The sequence below is a fragment of the Mesorhizobium sp. C277A genome (assembly GCF_040324395.1).
GTDB lineage: Bacteria > Pseudomonadota > Alphaproteobacteria > Rhizobiales > Rhizobiaceae > Mesorhizobium.
Map to the genome: position 1 here is coordinate 5,978,010 of NZ_JAMYVW010000002.1, position 17,028 is coordinate 5,995,037.

A 17,028-nucleotide genomic window follows, 5' to 3' on the forward strand; every position below is an offset into this window, starting at 1 on the left:
TGATGGACTCGGCCGCTCCATGTAGGTCTTCTAGGCACACTGCACTTGGAGCACCGCCATGCCCTTGACCCGCCGGACGCTGATTGGCGTCACCCTTTCGCTCGCAATTGCGCTCGCGCCATCCGGCGCGCTCCATGCCGCCTCGCCTCAACCGGCGAAGGGCGAGCACGGCATGGTCGTCACCGCCCAGCATCTGGCGTCGGAAGCCGGCGTCGAGGTGCTGAAGAAGGGCGGCAATGCCGTCGATGCGGCGGTCGCCGTCGGCTATGCGCTCGCCGTCGTCTACCCCAATGCCGGCAATATCGGCGGTGGCGGGTTCATGACCATCCGCTTCAAGGACGGCAAATCGACCTTCCTCGATTTCCGCGAGCGCGCGCCGCTGGCGGCAACCAAGACCATGTATCTCGACAAGGACGGCAATCCGGTGAAGGGCGCCAGCCTTGATGGCTACCTCGCGGTCGGCGTACCGGGCTCCGTGGCAGGGTTCGAGATGGCTCGTGAAAAATATGGCACGCTGCCACGCCAGGATTTGATGGCGCCGGCAATTGCCTATGCCAAGGATGGCTTCATCCTCGACCAGGGCGACGCTGCTTCATTCGCAAGCAATGTCGCACGGCTGGCGAAGGACCCTGCCGCCGCCGCCATCTTCCTGAAGCCGGACGGCAAACCCTATGGCGCCGGCGAGCGTCTCCTCCAGCCCGATCTTGCAGCCTCGCTCGCCGCCATCTCCGAAAAAGGCGCCGACGCCTTCTACAAAGGCGCCATTGCCGACGCCATCGTCAAGGCGAGCGGCGCCAGGGGCGGCATTCTGGCCAAGGCAGACTTCGAGCAATATAAGATACGCGAGCTGCAACCGGTGAGCTGCACCTATCGCGGCTATGAGATCACGTCCTCGCCGCCGCCAAGCTCCGGCGGCGTTATCATCTGCGAAATCCTCAACGTGCTGGAGGGCTACCCGCTGTCCTATCTCGGCGCCGGCTCGGCCGAGACGGTGCATGTCATGGTCGAGGCGATGCGTTACGCCTATGTGGACCGCAACTCGGCGCTCGGCGATCCCGATTTCGTCGACAATCCGGTCTCGAAACTGCTCGACAAGGGTTACGCCAAGGAGACCCGCGACAAGATCGACCCGTTCCGCGCCGGCGTCTCGCAAAATTTGATGCCGAAGGGCTTCGGCGAGTCGAAGGAAACGACGCACTATTCGATCATCGACGATGACGGCAATGCGGTCGCGGTCACCTATACGCTGAACGGCTCGTTCGGCGCCGGCGTGGTCGCGGACGGCACCGGCATCCTGCTCAACAACGAGATGGATGATTTCACCCAGAAGCCTGGCGTGCCCAACCTCTACGGTCTCGTGCAGGGAGAGGCCAATGCCATCCAGCCGAAGAAGACGCCGCTGTCATCGATGAGCCCGACCATCGTCGCCAAGGACGGCAAGCCGTTCATGGTTATCGGCAGCCCCGGCGGCTCGCGCATCATCACCATCACGCTGGAAGCCATCGTCAACGTCATCGACCACGGCATGAACATCCAGGAGGCGATCGACGCATCGCGCATCCACCATCAATGGCTGCCCGACACGATCTATGTCGAACCCTTCGGCCTGTCGCCCGACACGGAAAAACTGCTGGCCGGCATGGGCTACCACCTCGATCTCGCGGATTCTACCTGGGGTCAGGCTGCCGGCATTCTTGTCGGCGGCAAGAGCCTGGCGGAAATCGAGAAGGGCGGCGGCGCCCGTTACAACGGCGCCATCGACAGCCGCGCCGCATCCGGCGAGGCGATTGGCTACTGATCAAAACAAGAGATTGATCAGAGGACGAGCGTAAGCGTCGACCCGACGAGCATCAGCGCCGCGATCACAACGAACGCCGCGTAGATGCGGGGACGGTCGAGGAGCAGCGCATTGCCCGATATCCAGGCCGCGGTTGCGCCGCCAAGCGCAAACAGGAAGCCGTTCCGGTGACCAAAGGTCATGGAAGCGGCCATCAGCCCGCCAATGATCAGCGCGCCGAAGACGATGATCACGGCAACGGCGTATTTCTCGAAGTCGTTGCCGCCGCCCATGGCCGGGCCGATCGCGTTCAAATTCGTCAGATCGTCCGGATCGAACGGGTTGGTCGATCCATATTCATCTTGACCGACAGGTTCTCGCATCATTCATTCTCCGCTGACCGGCAACAAATCATCAACATCTGCCGAGCGCAACCGGATCGCGCCGTGCCGAAGGCCGCCGATGCGGTCTTCAACACTTTCTGATGCCGACTTGCCACGGTTTTTTTGCGCCGGTTCACAATATCTACCCTGCTTTCGGTTCCACAGGCCTGAATTACCTGGAAAATGAATTACCTGGAAAAATCGCTGCGCACGATGCCGTGCCGCTGCAGCTTGTCGTAGAAGGTCTTGCGCGGAATGCCGAGCGCTTCGATCGTGCGCCGGACATCGCCGTCATTGCGGCCAAGTGCCTCGCGGATGACATCGGCCTCATAGCGTTCCAGCCGTTCCGGCAATGAACTGGCGTCATCCGGCTCCGCCGATGCGGCAGGTGGCGCTTGCGCCGCTTCCTCCAGTCCCAGCACGAAACGCTCGGCGAAATGCGCGAGTTCACGCACATTGCCCGGCCAGTCGTGCTGGCTCAGATGGCGGTGCACTGAGGCAGGCACTGCTGGCATTTGCCGGCGGAAGCGGGCGGCTGCACGCTCGGCGAAGTAGAAGAACAGCAGGGCGACGTCGTCGCGGCGTTCGCGCAGCGGCGGGATCGAGATCGTCACCACATTGAGCCGGTAGTAGAGATCCTCGCGGAAGGCGCCGCGCCGGCTGGCATCGCCGAGATCGACCTTGGCGGCGGCGACGACGCGCAGGTCGACCGGCCGGATTTCATTGGTGCCGAGCGGCGTCACCTCGCGCATTTCCAGCACCCGCAGCATCTGCACCTGGGTCGAGGCCGGCATGCTTTCGATCTCGTCGAGAAACAGCGTGCCGCCGCTCGAATGCTCGATGCGGCCGATGCGCTTCTTCTGTGCGCCGGTGAAGGCGCCGGCCTCATGGCCGAACAGTTCGCTTTCGATCACCGTGTCCGGCAGCGTGCCGCAATTCAGCGCCACGAAATTGCCCCTGGCGCGGCGGCTCCAGCGATGCAGCAGGCTCGCCACCACCTCCTTGCCGGAGCCGGTCTCGCCGGTCACCAGAACGTCGACATCGGTATCGGCGATTTGCCGCAGCGTCCGGCGCAATCGCTCCATCGCCGGCGTCTGCCCGATCAGCGGCAGGCCGTCCTGCGCCTGTTCGGCGCTTTCGCGCAAGGCGCGGTTCTCCATCACCAGCCGGCGCTTTTCCGCCGCCCGTGCCACACTTTGCGCCAGCCGGTCGGCGGCGAAAGGCTTGGTGATGAAGTCGTAGGCCCCATCCTTGATCGCCTTGACCGCAACCGCGATGTCGCCATGCCCGGTGACCAGGATTACCGGAATATCGGCATCGAGCTGCAAGACGCGGTCGAAGAGCTGCAGGCCGTCAATGCCGGGCATGCGGATGTCGGACACCACCACGCCGGGAAAATTGGCGTCGAGCCCGGCCAGCGCCTCGGCCGCCACCGCAAAGGCCGAGACGGAAAAACCAGCGAGTTCCAGCGTCTGCCGAGTGGCCCTCAGCAATTCGCTGTCGTCGTCGATCAATACGACCGGTGCGGTGTCCATCATGCTGCCCTGGCGAGGTGAACGGTGAAGCGCGTGCCGTCTCTGCCGCTCGCCACCTCGATGCGCCCGCCATAATCGGCGACGATGTCCTGCGAGATGACGAGGCCGAGCCCCAGGCCTTTTTCCTTCGAGGTGTTGAACGGCGTGAACAATGACTTGAGGATGGCAGGCGAAATGCCCGGCCCATTGTCGGCGACGGCAAGCGCCACGCCGTCGGCCGTCTCCTGGGCCGACACCTGCACCCTGGCGCCGTCGCGCCCGTCCAGCGCTTCCAGCGCATTCTGGAACAGGTTGATCAGCACCTGTTCGAGCCGCAGCCGGTTGCCCATCACCTTGAGCGTTACCGGCGGCAGCGTGATATCGAGCGCGTCCAGCCGGCCGGCAAAGCGGCTTCTGAGCAGCACCACGGCGCCCTCGATGACGCCGCGCAGTTCGACCGGTTCGGCTGCCGTGCGCCCCTTGCGGGCAAAGACCTTCAACTCTTCGGTGATGCCGCCGATGCGCTCGGTCAGCGCGGCAATCGCTCCAAGGTTCTCCTCGGCCGAGGCGGTCTGCTTGCGCTCCAGGAACACACGCGCATTGTCGGCATAGGCGCGGATGGTCGCCACCGGCTGGTTGATCTCATGCGCGACGCCGGCGGCAACCTGGCCGAGGGTAGCAAGACGGTTGGCCTGCACCAATTCCTGCTGCATGACCTGCAGCTTGGCTTCGGTGCTGCGGTGATCGGTGATCTCGGCCTGCAGCCGGTCGCGAGCCAGGCTGAGGTCATGCGTACGCTCGACGACGCGGCGCTCGAGCTCTATGCGCGCTGCCTGTTCGGCGGCGATGCGCATCTGCGCCGACTGACGGCGCCACAGGAGGTAGCCGGCCAGCGCCAGCAACGGCACCACGACGCCCAGCGCCAGCAGCCGCATCTCACGCACCGCAGCCGCGATCGGCGCTTCGACCGGCACGAGATAATCGAGCCGCCATGGCGTCGATTGGACCAGTGTCGAAAGCCTGAGATATTCGGCATCGCTGCCGCCCGGTGTTATCGCATGCACCATCGACACGTCAGGGCTCAATGCCTCGGGGCGTGTGATCGGCAAGGGGATCAGCGGCGCGTTGCCGAATTGCTGGCTGCTCCGGATGGCGGCAGCCACCGGGCCGGTCAGCGGCGCGGTGGTCATGAAGCGCCAGGACGGCACGCTGGTGATCAGCACGACGCCGTGGTCGTCGCTGACATAGGCCGGCCGGTTGGCCTCATGCCAGTCGGCTTCAAGCTGGTCGAATTCCATCTTGACGACGACGACGCCGAGCGGTGCCGCCGCATTGCCGACGCGACGCGAAATATAGAGGCCCGGGCGCTTGCTGATGTTGCCCAGCGCAAAATATTCGGCCGTTCCCGATTGCATGGCGCCGGAGAAATAGGCGCGGAAACCATAGTCGTTGCCGACGAAGCTGGTTGTTTCGCGCCAGTTGCTGGAGGCGATCGCAAACCCGTCGACGCCGGTGACGTAAAGCACCGAAGCCTTGGTGCCGGAGACCAGCCCTTCGAGCTTGCGGTTGAGCACGTCGATCGTGACAGCGCCCTTGTTCTGCAGGGCGTCATGCACCTGCTGGTCCTCGGACAAGAGCAGCGGCAGCGCCCGCGGGCTTTCCAGCACGGCGCGCAGCAACGCAACCTTCAGATTGGCATCGGTGCGGCCTTGCGCCGCCAGTGCCGCGACCTCGGCGCGGCGCGCGTAGAGGCCGGCGCCGGTGAGCGCCGTGGCAACGATCACCAGCGCGATCGCCGCAAACAGCAGCCAGGCGCGACGCGCGCGTTTGCCGAGTTGCTCGGGCGTCGGCGACAGGACCGCGACAGGGCGTTGCAGCATTCCCTATTTGTGCATGATTTCGCACAAAGCACAATTCAGTCATGCGGATGTCCGCACTTGCGTTGAGCGGCAGCAGCCTCGATCGGACGAATACTCAACAAAATCAATGGCTGCGGTATGCCGCACAGTCTGGCACGGCAGTTGCAGTGACCAATACGGCAGTCGCAAGGCTGCGGAAAACAACTGCCCCGGGAGGTCGAGCTTTCGATCGGGGCGCCATGGAGGACGTCATGCAGCCAGCATTCGCTGCCGCCGAACCGCGCGGCAAGCTACCCTTTTACCGTCATCTCTACGTGCAGGTCCTGACGGCGATCGCCGCCGGCGTGCTGCTCGGTCATTTCTATCCCGAACTCGGTGCTTCGCTGAAGCCGCTCGGCGATGCCTTCATCAAGCTGGTCAAGATGGTGATCGCGCCGGTCATCTTCCTGACGGTGACCACCGGCATTGCCGGCGTCTCCGACCTGAAAAAGGTTGGCCGCGTCGCCGGCAAGGCGATGATCTATTTCCTGGTCTTTTCGACCCTGGCGCTGGTCGTCGGCATGGTCGTCTCCAACGTCGTCCAACCGGGCGCCGGCATGCACATCAATGCGGCGACGCTCGACCCCTCGAAGGTCGCCACCTTCACCGAGAAGGCGCATGACACGACCATCGTCGGCTTCCTGCTCAACATCATCCCCGACACCATCACCGGCGCCTTCGCGCAAGGCGACATTCTGCAAGTGCTGTTCTTCTCGGTGCTGTTCGGCATCTCTCTCGCTCTGGTCGGCGAGCGCGGCCGCCCGGTCGTCGATTTCCTGCAGGCGCTGACCTCGCCTATCTTCCGCCTGGTCGCCATCCTGATGAAGGCCGCCCCCATCGGCGCCTTCGGCGCCATGGCCTTCACCGTCGGCAAATACGGCATCGGCGCGATTGCCAACCTCGCCTTTCTGATCGGCACCTTCTACCTGACGTCGCTGCTCTTCGTGCTGGTCGTGCTCGGCGCTGTCGCTTGGTACAACGGCTTCTCGATCCTCGCCTTGATCCGCTACATCAAGGAAGAGCTGCTGCTGGTGCTCGGCACCTCGTCCTCGGAAGCCGCTCTTCCCGGCCTGATGGCCAAGATGGAGCGCGCAGGCTGCAACCGCTCGGTGGTCGGCCTGGTCATCCCGACCGGCTATTCCTTCAACCTCGACGGCACCAACATCTACATGACGCTGGCGGCGCTGTTCATCGCCCAGGCGACCGATACGCCGCTCACCTATGGCGACCAGATCCTGCTGCTGCTCGTCGCCATGCTGAGCTCCAAGGGTGCCGCCGGCATCACCGGCGCCGGCTTTATCACGCTGGCCGCCACGCTCTCGGTGGTGCCTACTGTGCCGGTCGCCGGCATGGCACTGATCCTCGGCGTCGACCGCTTCATGTCGGAATGCCGGGCGCTGACCAACTTCGTCGGCAATGCAGTGGCGACGATCGTCGTGGCGCGCTGGGAAGGCGAACTCGACCAGACCAAGTTCGCCGCCGCCATGGCCGGCACATTGTCCGAGGAAGCCGACCTGGCGCTGTCGGGCGATCTGCAGCCCGCCTGACCGCTCCGGGCACTGACGTTTGAGCACAAGGCCGCAGCCGATTCGGTTGCGGCCTTTCCTTTTCCGCCTGCACGTGGCTGGCGCTGGCCGGGCCCTCCCGGGTAGGGTGCGGACGTAAAACCGAAAGGCCGGCGCATGAGCAATCCGTACCCCGAAATCTACCTCGTCCGTCACGGCGAGACGGAGTGGAGCGCTTCGGGAAAACACACCGGCCGCACCGACATACCGTTGACGGCAAAGGGCGAGGCGGCAGCTCGCGGCGTGGCGGACCGGCTCAAGGATCTGTCCTTCCAGGCGGTGTGGTCGAGCCCGTCGCAGCGAGCCTTCAGCACCTGCACGCTTGCCGGCTTCGGCGCTGCTGCCGTCAAGAAGGACGACCTGCAGGAATGGGACTATGGCGCCTATGAGGGCGTTAAGACCAAGGAGATTCTTGTGCAGCGCCCCGGCTGGCAATTGTTCCATGACGGCTGTCCCGACGGCGAGTCGGTAGCGGATGTTGGTGCCAGGGCCGACAGGATCATCGCCGGGCTGCGGGCAATCGAGGGCAATGTGCTGGTGTTTTCAAGCTCGCATTTCCTGCGCGTGCTGGCCGCGCGCTGGCTCGGTCTGCCACCCGAAGGCGGTGCGCACTTCGTGCTTGATACCGCGAGCCTCAGCATCCTCGGCTATGAGCACGATCTGAGCGAGCCGGTGATACGCAGGTGGAACCAGAAGTAGTGTTTCTCAGCAAGCCTGCCTCTTAACGCGCGAGCACCGCCAATTCCTCCGATGTCAGATGCCGCGCCTTGCCCATGGCGAGCTCGCCGAGCTGCAAACCGCCGATCGCCACCCTGACCAGCCTCAGCACCTCGATATCGAAGGCGCCGAGCAGGCGGCGGATCTGGCGGTTGCGGCCCTCGTCGAGCACGATTTCCAGCCATGCGGTGCGGCCGCCGCTGCGCAGCAGCTCGATCGAACTTGCGGCCAGCAGCTCGCCATCGACGATCGCGCCGTCGCGAAACCGCTTCAGCATCGCTTCGTCTGGCGCGGCACCGATCTGCACATGATAGGTCTTGGCGACATGCGAGGCCGGATCGAGCAGGCCGTTCGCCCAGCGCGTGTCGTTGGTCATCAGCAACAGACCTTCGCTGGCCTTGTCGAGGCGCCCGACCGGCGACACGAAAGGCAGCTCGAGCCCGGTGAGGCAGTCATAGACGGTGCCGCGATCCTGTGGGTCGTCGCGGGTGGTGACCAGCCCGCGCGGCTTGTTGATCATCAGGTAGACTTTTGCCTCGGCGACGATCTGCTCGCCGTCGACGTTGATGCGGTCGCGGCCGAGATCGACGCGCAGCGACGGATCGCGCACCACCTTGCCGCCAACCCGCACGCGCCCTTCGGCGATCAGCAGCTCGGCCTGCTTGCGCGAACACAGGCCGAGTTTGGAAAGCGCCCGGTTCAGGCTGACGCCTGCGCTCGCGGTCTGGTGTTGGGCGGTGTCTGGTGGCCGTGCCATGTCCTGCTTGCCATCCCAATGATCGGCATCGACAAATGCCACGCCCCGCATTGGCTTCGCAACCTGCCGCGGCATCAACATCACGGGTCGCGGGAGCGGGGCTGTTCTCAAATACGATGTGTCAGGGGGTCGGGCTCAACAGCCCGCCATGGAACGCTGCCCCGCGACGGACGTTGTTGCCGACGAGCGATTTGTCGCGAAAGGCACCGCCATGAAGAAAATCTACCAAAAGCCGACGCTCGTGAAGCGAGGCAGGCTCACCAGCCTGACGGCTCAGATCGTCGCTTCTGGGGTCATTCTGGGGAATGATCCCCCAGATAACGGAAGGGATAAATCGATGAGCGAGCGCGGCGTTGATTTCCTGCAGGGCTGGATCCACGAGCACCTGCCGGGCGAACTGCCTGCCGACAAGGCAACGGCTCGAACCCTAACCACGCGAGCTGCCCTGGATGCTCGGCATTTAGGCCTTGAGGTCAGCGAGATCGAAGAGGATCTCGGTCCGCTGGAACGGGTGATTTTCGAGGCGCTGGATCAGCCCGATATCTGAGCCCCCGATATGAGCCCATTGCAGGCGATATTGGCCCATCGCCATCCTGGCGGGGGCTTTTCCGTGATGGCATCCGTGGGTGCGCAGCCCTAGGCAGCCCGCGCAGCTGACGCTCCCCGTGCCGGCGGCAATTCGAACACAGTGGCGCCGTCCCGTGGAACCGAACTTGCCTCCCCCGAATTGACTCGCGATCGCGTTCGGGAGGGGAAGCATGCAAGATCAGCATTTCGATGAGCCGGTTCGCGTGGCGCTCGGCAGGTCCAGAAACACGATCTACAAGGTGGAGCGTGTCGCGCAGGCCGCTGACATCCTCATGAACCGATGGCCCGTGAAGACAGGCGGCTATCACGTCGCCGCCCGCAAAGCCTGCCTTGGCGTTCTGGAAGGCCTTCAAGAGGCGCGCTATGCCCGCGCCGCCTTCGTCAACGCGGCGATCGAGGCCGATATACTGCTCGAGCGCGACCGCGAGGGTTGAGCGGTCCATCGCCTCTTTGTTTGGCGTGAGGTAAACTGGCAGACCGGTCGGGAGCCTTCCATGTGCAACGACTATGAGCAGCATATTCTCTGGGCTGAATATTGCCGGATGCTGGAGTCGCTGGCACTCGAGATCCCGACCCATCAGACCGAACTTGACCTGCCGCGGGTTGATGACATCCATATCAACGATCCAGCCCCGATCATGCGCGCCGCCGGCGACACTGGCGTTGTTGAACTGACGTCGATGACGTTTGGATTTCCGCCGGCCGGCCCGAAAGGCGGACCAGTGTTCAACTTCCGCTCCGAAGGCCGGCAATTCGCCGGCAGCAAACGCTGCCTCGTGCCGGCATCCGCCTTCTTCGAGTTCACGGGCACGAAGTATCCGAAGGCAAAGCATCGCTTCACGCTCAACGGCTCGCCGTTCATGGCCATCGCAGGGCTTTGGCGTGAAGCTGCCGGCAACAAGCCGCCAACCTTCACCATGCTGACAACCGAGCCTGGACCGGATATTGCGCCCTATCACAGTCGGCAGGTCGTGGTGCTTCGGCCTGAGAATTGGTCCGCCTGGCTCAGTCTGACGAAGCCGGAAGCCGAACTGCTGCAGCCGCTTCCAGCCGGCTCGCTGCGCGTGGAGACCGTGCGCCCCGAAAGTTCATAACTCGGTTGCGCAGGCTTGCCGGCACAGCCGGCAGGCCGAAATCAGGAATCCGTCGGTGCGGCGCCAGGAAGTCAAGCCCTTGATGTTCAGAGAAAACTGGTGCCCAGAGGCGGATTCGAACCACCGACACGCGGATTTTCAGTCCGCTGCTCTACCAACTGAGCTATCTGGGCCTCGCCGGCAAACGAGACATCGCCTGACCGGATTTCAGGAAAGCGCCGTGGGGCACCCCTTGAAAGCGCGTGGGTTATAGCACGGGAATCCGGCCTGTCCAGCGCCTAAGCGCTGATTTTCCGGGGCAATTGTCGCAGACAATACCGACGCCGGCAAAGCAGCAATTGCGTAAGGTCGGCGAAGTGGAATTGCGCGGCCGGCACCGCCCAAACCCTACTTCGGCTCGTCGCTCTCGTCCTCGTCATCCCGCGCGGTGATGACATAGGCGCCCTTCAGCCAGCGGTTGAGGTCGATGTCCTTGCAGCGCTTCGAGCAGAACGGATAGGTCTCGCGCGCCGACGGCTTGCCGCATTCGGGGCAGGGGCGCTTCGGGCGCAGTGGTGTGACCTTATCGTCCAGGCTCATGGCCGCGCGGTATGCCAGCTGGTGTGGACCTTGAAGCCTTCGCCCGAAAGCAGCGCCACCGTCTCGTAGAGCGGCAGGCCGACAATGTTGGTATAGGAGCCGACCAGCTTGACGACGAACGAACCGGCGAGACCCTGGACGGCATAGCCGCCGGCCTTGCCGCGCCATTCGCCGGAGGCGACATAGGCGTCGATCTCCTCGCGTGGAAGCCGCTTGAAGCGTACCCTGGATTCAACCAGCCTTTGGCGCAGCTTGCCGCCCGGCGTAATCAGGCAGATGCCGGAATAGACCCGGTGCGAACGGCCCGAAAGCAGTCCAAGGCAATTGGCGGCGTCGTCCAGCGTCTCGGCCTTGGGCAGGATGCGGCGTCCGACCGCGACCACCGTATCGGCGGCCAGCACGAAACTTGGCGCATAGTCTTCCTCGCTTTTCAGCGAGGCCAGCGCCTTCTCGGCCTTTTCCTTCGACAGCCGCTTGGCCAGCGAGCGCGGATGTTCGGCGCGCAGCGGCGTTTCGTCGACATCGGCCGGCAGCACGCGGTCCGGCTCGATGCCGGCCTGTTGCAACAGTTCGATCCGGCGCGGCGAACCAGAGGCAAGCACGAGCTTCTGCAGGATGCTCATCGCGGTTCGCGCCGGACTGTTACTTGAAACGGTAGGTGATGCGGCCCTTGGTCAAGTCATAGGGCGTCATCTCGACCAGGACCTTGTCGCCGGTCAGCACACGGATGCGGTTCTTGCGCATGCGGCCAGCCGTATGGGCGATGATCTCGTGTTCGTTTTCGAGCTTCACCCGGAACATCGCGTTGGGCAACAATTCCGTCACGACACCCGGAAACTCGAGGACTTCTTCCTTCGGCATTCGATACCTTTGCTTGGATTGCAGTTCCGGCGCCCTGGAGCGCCCAGGCCGGAATTTCGGCGGAACCTATATGATAATCGTGCGCTTGTGAACACGCTTAGATCGCGTCATATGCGACGCGCTCCACGCTTTCGTTTTATGCATGTCGTTGTCTCAAAACCGGGACCGCTTATGAGCGAGATGCATCAATCCGCCGCGTTTTTTACCTCCGGAAGCAGAAAACGTCGGCTGATGCGCGCTTTCAGCCGTTCTCTCACGTCGCGATAGCTGGCCATGATCTGCTCGCGCCTGCCGCCGACATCGGTCGGATCCGGCATCGGCCAGTATTCGACGTCGACGGCAAGCGAGCGGGTGAGCTCGAGCGCGGCGTGGTGGGCTTCCGGCGCCAGGGTGACGATCAGGTCGAAATAATCGTCCTCGAGATCGTCCATCGAGCGCGGCTGGCGCTCGCCCAGCGTCAGGCCCTCTTCGGCCAGCACCGCGTCGACGAACGGATCGCGCTCGCCCCTGTGCACGCCGGCAGAGGCGACGAAAGTGGCCGGCGGCAGCATGCGCCGCGCCAGCTGCTCGGCCATCGGCGAGCGCACGGCGTTCATGCCGCACAAAAACAGGATCGAGCGGGGCGCCCCAGTCAGGTCTAACCCCGCCAGTGCAGCACGCAGACCAGCGTGAACAGCCGCCGCGCCGTGTCGAAGTCGATGTCGATCTTGCCTGCCAGCCGGTCCATCAACGTCTGGGAGCCTTCATTGTGCAGGCCGCGCCGGCCCATGTCTATCGCCTCGATATGGCTCGGCGTCGAGGAGCGGATGGCGTCGTAGTAGCTTTCGCAGATCAGGTAATAGTCCTTGACGATGCGCCTGAGCGGCGTCAGCGACAGGATATGGGTGACGACATCAGCACCATCCTCGCGGGCGACCGCAAACACCAGCCGGGATTCGGCCAGCGAGAGCTTCAGCCGATAGGGCCCGGCGCCGTCATCATTGACCGGCTGAAAGCTGTTTTCTTCGATCAGGTCGAAGATCGCCACCGCGCGCTCATGTTCGACATCGGGCGTCGAACGGCCGATCGACTCGTCGAGCTCGACATCGATCAGCCTTGCGCGGGTTTGATCGCCGTCCGCCATCGCCGCCTACATGTTCAGCCGGATGGCGACGGAGCGGCCATGCGCGTCGAGGCCTTCCGCCTTGGCCAGCGCAATCGCCGCCGGCGCAAGTGCTCTCAGCTGCTCCGGCCCGAGCTTCAGGATCGAGGTGCGCTTGACGAAATCGAGCACCGACAGGCCCGAAGAGAAGCGCGCCGAACGCGCCGTCGGCAGCACGTGGTTGGAGCCGCCGACATAGTCGCCGATGACTTCGGGCGTATGGCGTCCCAGAAACACAGCACCCGCATTGCGCATCCTGGCCAGGAAGCCCTCGGCATCGTCGATGGCGAGTTCCACATGTTCGGCGGCGATGCGGTCGACCAGCGGCAGCGCGGCCTCGATGGTCTCCACCAGGATCACCGCACCGAAATCGCGCCAGCTGGCAGCCGCCGTCTCGGCGCGCGACAGGCTCTGCAGCTGCCGCTCGACCGCCTGTTCGACGGCCTTGCCGAAGGCCGGATCGTCGGTGATGAGGATCGACTGCGCCGACACGTCATGCTCGGCCTGAGCGAGAAGATCAGCGGCAATCCAGTCGGGGTCGTTGCTGCCGTCTGCCACCACCAGCACTTCAGACGGTCCGGCGATCATGTCGATGCCGACCGTGCCGAACACCTGGCGCTTGGCGGCGGCGACATAGGCATTGCCGGGCCCGACGATCTTGGCGACCGGCCGGATCGTCTCGGTGCCATAGGCAAGGGCGGCAATCGCCTGCGCGCCGCCGACGCGGTAGATCTCCGAAACGCCTGATATATCGGCGGCCACCAGCACCAGCGGGTTGATGACACCGCCTGGCGCCGGCACGACGATGACGATGCGCTCGACGCCTGCCACCCTGGCCGGCACGGCGTTCATCAGCACCGAGCTTGGATAGCTCGCCGTGCCGCCGGGCACATAGAGCCCGACCGCCTCGATCGCTGTCCAGCGCGAGCCCAGTTCGACGCCGGCGGCATCGGTATAGCGGTCGTCTTGCGGCTTTTGCCGTTCGTGATGGGATCGGATGCGGTCGCGGGCGAACTTCAGCGCCTCGACCGTCTGCGGATCGGCGTCTTTGTAGGCCTGAGCGATGTCGTCCTTCGACACGGCGATGCCGAGACTATTGAGGTCGGCCTTGTCGAATTTCAGCGTGTAGTCGACCAGGGCAGCGTCGCCCTCGGCACGAACCCGCGCAATGATGGCGCGCACGGCAGTGTCGACGTCCTCCGATACCTCCCGCTTGGTGGTCAGGAAGGCGGCGAAACGCTGCGCGAAACCGGCATCGGACTGGATAAGCGTAATGGCCATCGGCTGCGTCTAGATCATGGTGAGATTTGGTTGAAATCTCATCATGATCTAGCCCTTTGTTGGAGCATGATCTCTGGACAAACGATTCCCGTTTTGTCCAACAAAAACCGGCACCCACTTTTTGGGATCATGCTCTAGACCCTATGCACCGGACGCGAGGTGGCTTCCCAGGCGCCGCCTATGTCGGCAAGCCGTGCCTCGATGCATTCGACGTCGAGCATGATCGCGCCGCCGCCGGAAAAGACCAACTCGACGATGCCGGCCGGCTTGCTGATTTCGATAAAGCTGATTGCCAGAAGCGACAGCACCTCGGCCGGCCGATCGCGGGCAATGCCGCTGGTCTTGGCGCCGAGCACGCGGTCGAAATGCAACACCGCCTGGCGCCGCTCATTGTGCTTGCTGAACAGTCCGGATTTCGCCTCCCAGACGAAGCGGTTCATGGTCAATATGAAACGCTTGGCCGAAGGCAGGTATTCGAGGTCGGAGACCTTCATTACGGCGTCCTGGACGTGAGCCGAGACGATGCTCAGATCCTGATCGTCGAGCGCAATGAGTTTGAGGGCTGCCATGCCGAATGCACACCTGAAAGTTGGTTTCAGCCTTCTGTTAGGCGGTCTTTCCGGTCCGTGCAACCGCGACACAAATTCAACCCGAGGCTAGCGCCTCGGGTTTGAAGTGTTGGCGGTGAATGAAGGCAGCACCAGACGCCTGTCTGTCTGAAGCAACTGCCGTGCGGTCAAGCTGAAATCCGCTCGATCACCGCGCCGCAATTGGAGAGCTTTTCTTCCAGCCGCTCAAAACCGCGGTCGAGGTGGTAGACGCGGTTGACCGTCGTTTCGCCTTCGGCCGCCAGACCGGCGATGACCAGCGACACCGAGGCGCGCAGATCGGTCGCCATCACGGGTGCGCCCTTCAGCTTGGCGACGCCGTCGACGATCGCCGTTTGGCCGGACAGCGTGATGTGGGCGCCGAGCCGGGCCAGTTCCTGCACATGCATGAAGCGGTTTTCGAAGATGGTCTCGGTGATGCGCGACTTGCCCTTGGCCATGGTCATCAGGCCCATGAACTGCGCCTGCAGATCGGTCGGGAAGGCCGGGAACGGCGCCGTCATGACGTCGACCGGCGAAATGCCGGCGCCGTTGCGCCGGACGCGAATGCCGGAATTGGTCGGCGTGATCTCGGTACCGGTCTGGGCAATCACATCCAACGCGGTCTGCAGCAGCTCGGGGCGGGCGCCTTCGAGCACGACATCACCGCCGGTCATGGCCACCGCCATGGCATAGGTGCCGGTCTCGATGCGGTCGGGGATGACGCGCACGCGCGCGCCCGACAGCGACTCGACGCCATCGATGGTGATAACAGGCGTGCCGGCGCCGGAAATTTTGGCGCCCATGGCGTTGAGGCATTCGGCGAGGTTGACGATTTCGGGCTCGCAGGCGGCGTTTTCCAGCACCGTCTCGCCCTTGGCCAGCGCCGCCGCCATCATCAGCACATGGGTGGCGCCGACCGAGACTTTCGGGAAGACATAGCGATTGCCGACGAGGCGGCCGTTCCTGGTCTTGGCCAGCACATAGCCGGTGTCGACATCGATGTCGGCGCCCAGCGCCTGCAAGCCCTCGAGGAACAGGTCGACCGGCCGCGTGCCGATGGCGCAACCGCCGGGAAGCGACACTTTCGCCTCGCCCATGCGGGCCAGCAGCGGGCCGATCACCCAGAACGATGCCCGCATCTTCGACACCAGCTCGTAAGGCGCGGTCGTGTCGACGATGTTGCGGGCCGAGAAATTGATGGTGCGCGAATAGCCCTCATTCTGCTTCTCGCGGCGGCCGTTGACCGAATAGTCGACGCCGTGATTGCCGAGAATGCGGATCAGCTGCTCTACATCGGCCAGATGCGGCACGTTTTCCAGCGTCAGCGTGTCGTCGGTGAGCAGCGAGGCGATCATCAGCGGCAAAGCGGCGTTTTTCGCGCCCGAAATCGGAATGCTTCCGGCGAGCTTGTTGCCGCCGACAATTCTGATGCGATCCATGAGAGAATGTCCCCTCGGCCCGATAGGCCGGTTTTCGTCAGTTTGAGTATCGGCCCGTCTAGACCATTGGCCGGCTTGGTTCAAGAAATAGGATTTCTGAGCCCCTTTGGCCAAGGTGACCGGCCAGTGTGGCTGATATCGGTCAGTCCTTGTGCATTTTTTCAGCAGCCGGCAGTCCTTCGGGCCGCTGGTCAGGATCACCGGTGCGCCGCGAGCGCGCTTGCGTCTTGCGCTTCGTGAGATTGGCGCGCAGCTGCTCGGCCAGACGGTCCTTGCGGTCAGTCCCGTCCTTTTTTTCCGGATCAGCCTTTTTCGGTGGAATTGTCTTGTCGTCCATCGTTCCGTCCCGCCCGCGACTGGCAGGGCCTGCTGTTCAAGGGATAGCTAGCATTGTGGCGCCGCCGTGTCAGCGAAACTTGTCTGGCAAAGCCTTTCACAGACGCCTTGCGCTTGCCGGTTCTATATGGCAGAAGCCCCGCCATCAGCGGCTGCGGTAGCTCAGTGGTAGAGCACTCCCTTGGTAAGGGAGAGGTCGAGAGTTCAATCCTCTCTCGCAGCACCAGTTCATTCCTTCGATTTTAAAAAGATGCGTCGCGAAGTCGGGGTCTCGTTGCGGACCAAAAAAGCCGGCTGACGCAAAAGTGCCAATCCCGCGCATCCAACCGTGGCCCCCTCGCCCGGAAACATTGAGAGAAAGAGGCTCTACGGGCCGGACGACTGCTCAACAAGTCCGGACCTGTCCACTCATGAACAGGCCGGACTGGCCGTATCCGGCATGCTGAACACTACCGCTCGCACGCTGAAAGCCAGCCGCCTCGTACGCATATCCACCACAAGAACACAG

Annotated in this window: 19 protein-coding genes and 2 tRNA genes; 7 read left to right on the forward strand and 14 right to left on the reverse strand. The window is 63.6% G+C overall.

Annotated elements, in window-relative coordinates; translation table 11 throughout:
• The first annotated feature begins 58 nt into the window (after nucleotides 1–58).
• Nucleotides 59–1,798, forward strand: a complete 1,740-nt coding sequence (gene ggt, locus NKK52_RS29340) for a gamma-glutamyltransferase (protein ID WP_023681919.1) — start codon at nucleotides 59–61, stop codon at nucleotides 1,796–1,798.
• A 17-nt stretch (nucleotides 1,799–1,815) separates the two neighbouring features.
• On the opposite strand, the gene NKK52_RS29345 is transcribed toward ggt, so the two are convergent.
• The 3 genes from NKK52_RS29345 to NKK52_RS29355 all read right to left on the reverse strand — a co-directional run bounded on the left by NKK52_RS29345 (nucleotide 1,816) and on the right by NKK52_RS29355 (nucleotide 5,554).
• Nucleotides 1,816–2,163, reverse strand: coding sequence for a hypothetical protein (locus NKK52_RS29345; RefSeq protein ID WP_032885862.1), 348 nt, complete (start codon nucleotides 2,161–2,163; stop codon nucleotides 1,816–1,818).
• Nucleotides 2,164–2,348: 185 nt separating this feature from the next.
• Nucleotides 2,349–3,698, reverse strand: a complete 1,350-nt coding sequence (locus NKK52_RS29350) for a sigma-54-dependent transcriptional regulator (RefSeq protein ID WP_023681918.1) — start codon at nucleotides 3,696–3,698, stop codon at nucleotides 2,349–2,351.
• Nucleotides 3,695–5,554 (reverse strand): sensor histidine kinase, encoded by a 1,860-nt coding sequence (locus NKK52_RS29355; protein WP_023681917.1) that lies wholly within the window; start codon nucleotides 5,552–5,554, stop codon nucleotides 3,695–3,697. The genes NKK52_RS29350 and NKK52_RS29355 overlap by 4 nt, the downstream gene beginning before the upstream one ends.
• Before the next feature lie 230 nt (nucleotides 5,555–5,784).
• Here NKK52_RS29355 and NKK52_RS29360 point away from each other — a divergent pair, with 230 nt between their 5' ends.
• Nucleotides 5,785–7,119, forward strand: a complete 1,335-nt coding sequence (locus NKK52_RS29360) for a dicarboxylate/amino acid:cation symporter (protein WP_023681916.1) — start codon at nucleotides 5,785–5,787, stop codon at nucleotides 7,117–7,119.
• 135 nt (nucleotides 7,120–7,254) lie between these two features.
• Nucleotides 7,255–7,836, forward strand: a complete 582-nt coding sequence (locus tag NKK52_RS29365; protein WP_023681915.1) for a histidine phosphatase family protein — start codon at nucleotides 7,255–7,257, stop codon at nucleotides 7,834–7,836.
• Nucleotides 7,837–7,858: 22 nt separating this feature from the next.
• Here the strand turns inward: NKK52_RS29365 and NKK52_RS29370 are convergent, their stop codons facing one another.
• The gene (locus tag NKK52_RS29370) at nucleotides 7,859–8,611 is read right to left on the reverse strand and encodes a pseudouridine synthase (protein ID WP_023681914.1); all 753 of its coding nucleotides are present in this window, start codon (nucleotides 8,609–8,611) and stop codon (nucleotides 7,859–7,861) included.
• A gap of 148 nt (nucleotides 8,612–8,759) precedes the next feature.
• Between NKK52_RS29370 and NKK52_RS29375 the strand changes: the two genes are divergently transcribed.
• The 3 genes from NKK52_RS29375 (at nucleotide 8,760) to NKK52_RS29385 (ending at nucleotide 10,293) form a co-directional block, all read left to right on the forward strand.
• A complete protein-coding gene (locus NKK52_RS29375; RefSeq protein ID WP_352630427.1) occupies nucleotides 8,760–9,158 on the forward strand; it encodes a hypothetical protein in 399 nt (132 codons plus the stop codon).
• A 211-nt stretch (nucleotides 9,159–9,369) separates the two neighbouring features.
• A complete protein-coding gene (locus NKK52_RS29380) occupies nucleotides 9,370–9,633 on the forward strand; it encodes a DUF982 domain-containing protein (protein ID WP_023681913.1) in 264 nt (87 codons plus the stop codon).
• A gap of 60 nt (nucleotides 9,634–9,693) precedes the next feature.
• On the forward strand, nucleotides 9,694–10,293 hold the full coding sequence (locus tag NKK52_RS29385) for an SOS response-associated peptidase (RefSeq protein ID WP_023681912.1): 600 nt from the start codon (nucleotides 9,694–9,696) through the stop codon (nucleotides 10,291–10,293).
• Between the two features lie 97 nt (nucleotides 10,294–10,390).
• On the opposite strand, the gene NKK52_RS29390 is transcribed toward NKK52_RS29385, so the two are convergent.
• The 10 genes from NKK52_RS29390 to NKK52_RS29435 form a co-directional block, all read right to left on the reverse strand.
• Nucleotides 10,391–10,466 (reverse strand) — tRNA-Phe (locus NKK52_RS29390).
• A 214-nt stretch (nucleotides 10,467–10,680) separates the two neighbouring features.
• Nucleotides 10,681–10,872: a DNA gyrase inhibitor YacG gene (yacG, locus tag NKK52_RS29395; protein ID WP_023669280.1), complete on the reverse strand. Its 192-nt coding sequence runs from the start codon at nucleotides 10,870–10,872 to the stop codon at nucleotides 10,681–10,683.
• Nucleotides 10,869–11,495, reverse strand: a complete 627-nt coding sequence (locus tag NKK52_RS29400; RefSeq protein ID WP_023681911.1) for a Maf-like protein — start codon at nucleotides 11,493–11,495, stop codon at nucleotides 10,869–10,871. The genes yacG and NKK52_RS29400 overlap by 4 nt, the downstream gene beginning before the upstream one ends.
• Before the next feature lie 19 nt (nucleotides 11,496–11,514).
• Entirely contained in the window at nucleotides 11,515–11,733 is a 219-nt protein-coding gene (gene infA / locus NKK52_RS29405) for a translation initiation factor IF-1 (protein ID WP_006200926.1), read from the reverse strand.
• 185 nt (nucleotides 11,734–11,918) lie between these two features.
• On the reverse strand, nucleotides 11,919–12,383 hold the full coding sequence (locus tag NKK52_RS29410) for an arsenate-mycothiol transferase ArsC (RefSeq protein WP_081725519.1): 465 nt from the start codon (nucleotides 12,381–12,383) through the stop codon (nucleotides 11,919–11,921).
• Complete coding sequence (locus NKK52_RS29415) at nucleotides 12,371–12,856, reverse strand: UPF0262 family protein (protein WP_023669283.1); 486 nt, start codon at nucleotides 12,854–12,856, stop codon at nucleotides 12,371–12,373. The genes NKK52_RS29410 and NKK52_RS29415 overlap by 13 nt, the downstream gene beginning before the upstream one ends.
• A 6-nt stretch (nucleotides 12,857–12,862) precedes the next feature.
• Nucleotides 12,863–14,155, reverse strand: a complete 1,293-nt coding sequence (gene hisD, locus NKK52_RS29420; protein ID WP_023681910.1) for a histidinol dehydrogenase — start codon at nucleotides 14,153–14,155, stop codon at nucleotides 12,863–12,865.
• A gap of 134 nt (nucleotides 14,156–14,289) precedes the next feature.
• Complete coding sequence (locus NKK52_RS29425; protein WP_023681909.1) at nucleotides 14,290–14,724, reverse strand: DUF2948 family protein; 435 nt, start codon at nucleotides 14,722–14,724, stop codon at nucleotides 14,290–14,292.
• A 167-nt stretch (nucleotides 14,725–14,891) separates the two neighbouring features.
• On the reverse strand, nucleotides 14,892–16,184 hold the full coding sequence (gene murA / locus NKK52_RS29430) for a UDP-N-acetylglucosamine 1-carboxyvinyltransferase (protein WP_023681908.1): 1,293 nt from the start codon (nucleotides 16,182–16,184) through the stop codon (nucleotides 14,892–14,894).
• Between the two features lie 142 nt (nucleotides 16,185–16,326).
• A complete protein-coding gene (locus NKK52_RS29435) occupies nucleotides 16,327–16,521 on the reverse strand; it encodes a hypothetical protein (RefSeq protein WP_023681907.1) in 195 nt (64 codons plus the stop codon).
• A 150-nt stretch (nucleotides 16,522–16,671) separates the two neighbouring features.
• Here NKK52_RS29435 and NKK52_RS29440 point away from each other — a divergent pair.
• Nucleotides 16,672–16,746 (forward strand) — tRNA-Thr (locus NKK52_RS29440).
• Nucleotides 16,747–17,028 lie beyond the last annotated feature (282 nt).

Excerpts from the sequence above, each read along its gene's own strand:
- ggt (WP_023681919.1), top strand. The coding sequence starts at position 59 with ATGCCCTTGACCCGCCGGACGCTGATTGGCGTCACCCTTTCGCTCGCA.
- NKK52_RS29345 (WP_032885862.1), bottom strand. The coding sequence starts at position 2,163 with ATGATGCGAGAACCTGTCGGTCAAGATGAATATGGATCGACCAACCCG.
- NKK52_RS29350 (WP_023681918.1), bottom strand. The coding sequence starts at position 3,698 with ATGATGGACACCGCACCGGTCGTATTGATCGACGACGACAGCGAATTG.
- NKK52_RS29355 (WP_023681917.1), bottom strand. The coding sequence starts at position 5,554 with ATGCTGCAACGCCCTGTCGCGGTCCTGTCGCCGACGCCCGAGCAACTC.
- NKK52_RS29360 (WP_023681916.1), top strand. The coding sequence starts at position 5,785 with ATGCAGCCAGCATTCGCTGCCGCCGAACCGCGCGGCAAGCTACCCTTT.
- NKK52_RS29365 (WP_023681915.1), top strand. The coding sequence starts at position 7,255 with ATGAGCAATCCGTACCCCGAAATCTACCTCGTCCGTCACGGCGAGACG.
- NKK52_RS29370 (WP_023681914.1), bottom strand. The coding sequence starts at position 8,611 with ATGGCACGGCCACCAGACACCGCCCAACACCAGACCGCGAGCGCAGGC.
- NKK52_RS29375 (WP_352630427.1), top strand. The coding sequence starts at position 8,760 with ATGGAACGCTGCCCCGCGACGGACGTTGTTGCCGACGAGCGATTTGTC.
- NKK52_RS29380 (WP_023681913.1), top strand. The coding sequence starts at position 9,370 with ATGCAAGATCAGCATTTCGATGAGCCGGTTCGCGTGGCGCTCGGCAGG.
- NKK52_RS29385 (WP_023681912.1), top strand. The coding sequence starts at position 9,694 with ATGTGCAACGACTATGAGCAGCATATTCTCTGGGCTGAATATTGCCGG.
- yacG (WP_023669280.1), bottom strand. The coding sequence starts at position 10,872 with ATGAGCCTGGACGATAAGGTCACACCACTGCGCCCGAAGCGCCCCTGC.
- NKK52_RS29400 (WP_023681911.1), bottom strand. The coding sequence starts at position 11,495 with ATGAGCATCCTGCAGAAGCTCGTGCTTGCCTCTGGTTCGCCGCGCCGG.
- infA (WP_006200926.1), bottom strand. The coding sequence starts at position 11,733 with ATGCCGAAGGAAGAAGTCCTCGAGTTTCCGGGTGTCGTGACGGAATTG.
- NKK52_RS29415 (WP_023669283.1), bottom strand. The coding sequence starts at position 12,856 with ATGGCGGACGGCGATCAAACCCGCGCAAGGCTGATCGATGTCGAGCTC.
- hisD (WP_023681910.1), bottom strand. The coding sequence starts at position 14,155 with ATGGCCATTACGCTTATCCAGTCCGATGCCGGTTTCGCGCAGCGTTTC.
- NKK52_RS29425 (WP_023681909.1), bottom strand. The coding sequence starts at position 14,724 with ATGGCAGCCCTCAAACTCATTGCGCTCGACGATCAGGATCTGAGCATC.
- murA (WP_023681908.1), bottom strand. The coding sequence starts at position 16,184 with ATGGATCGCATCAGAATTGTCGGCGGCAACAAGCTCGCCGGAAGCATT.
- NKK52_RS29435 (WP_023681907.1), bottom strand. The coding sequence starts at position 16,521 with ATGGACGACAAGACAATTCCACCGAAAAAGGCTGATCCGGAAAAAAAG.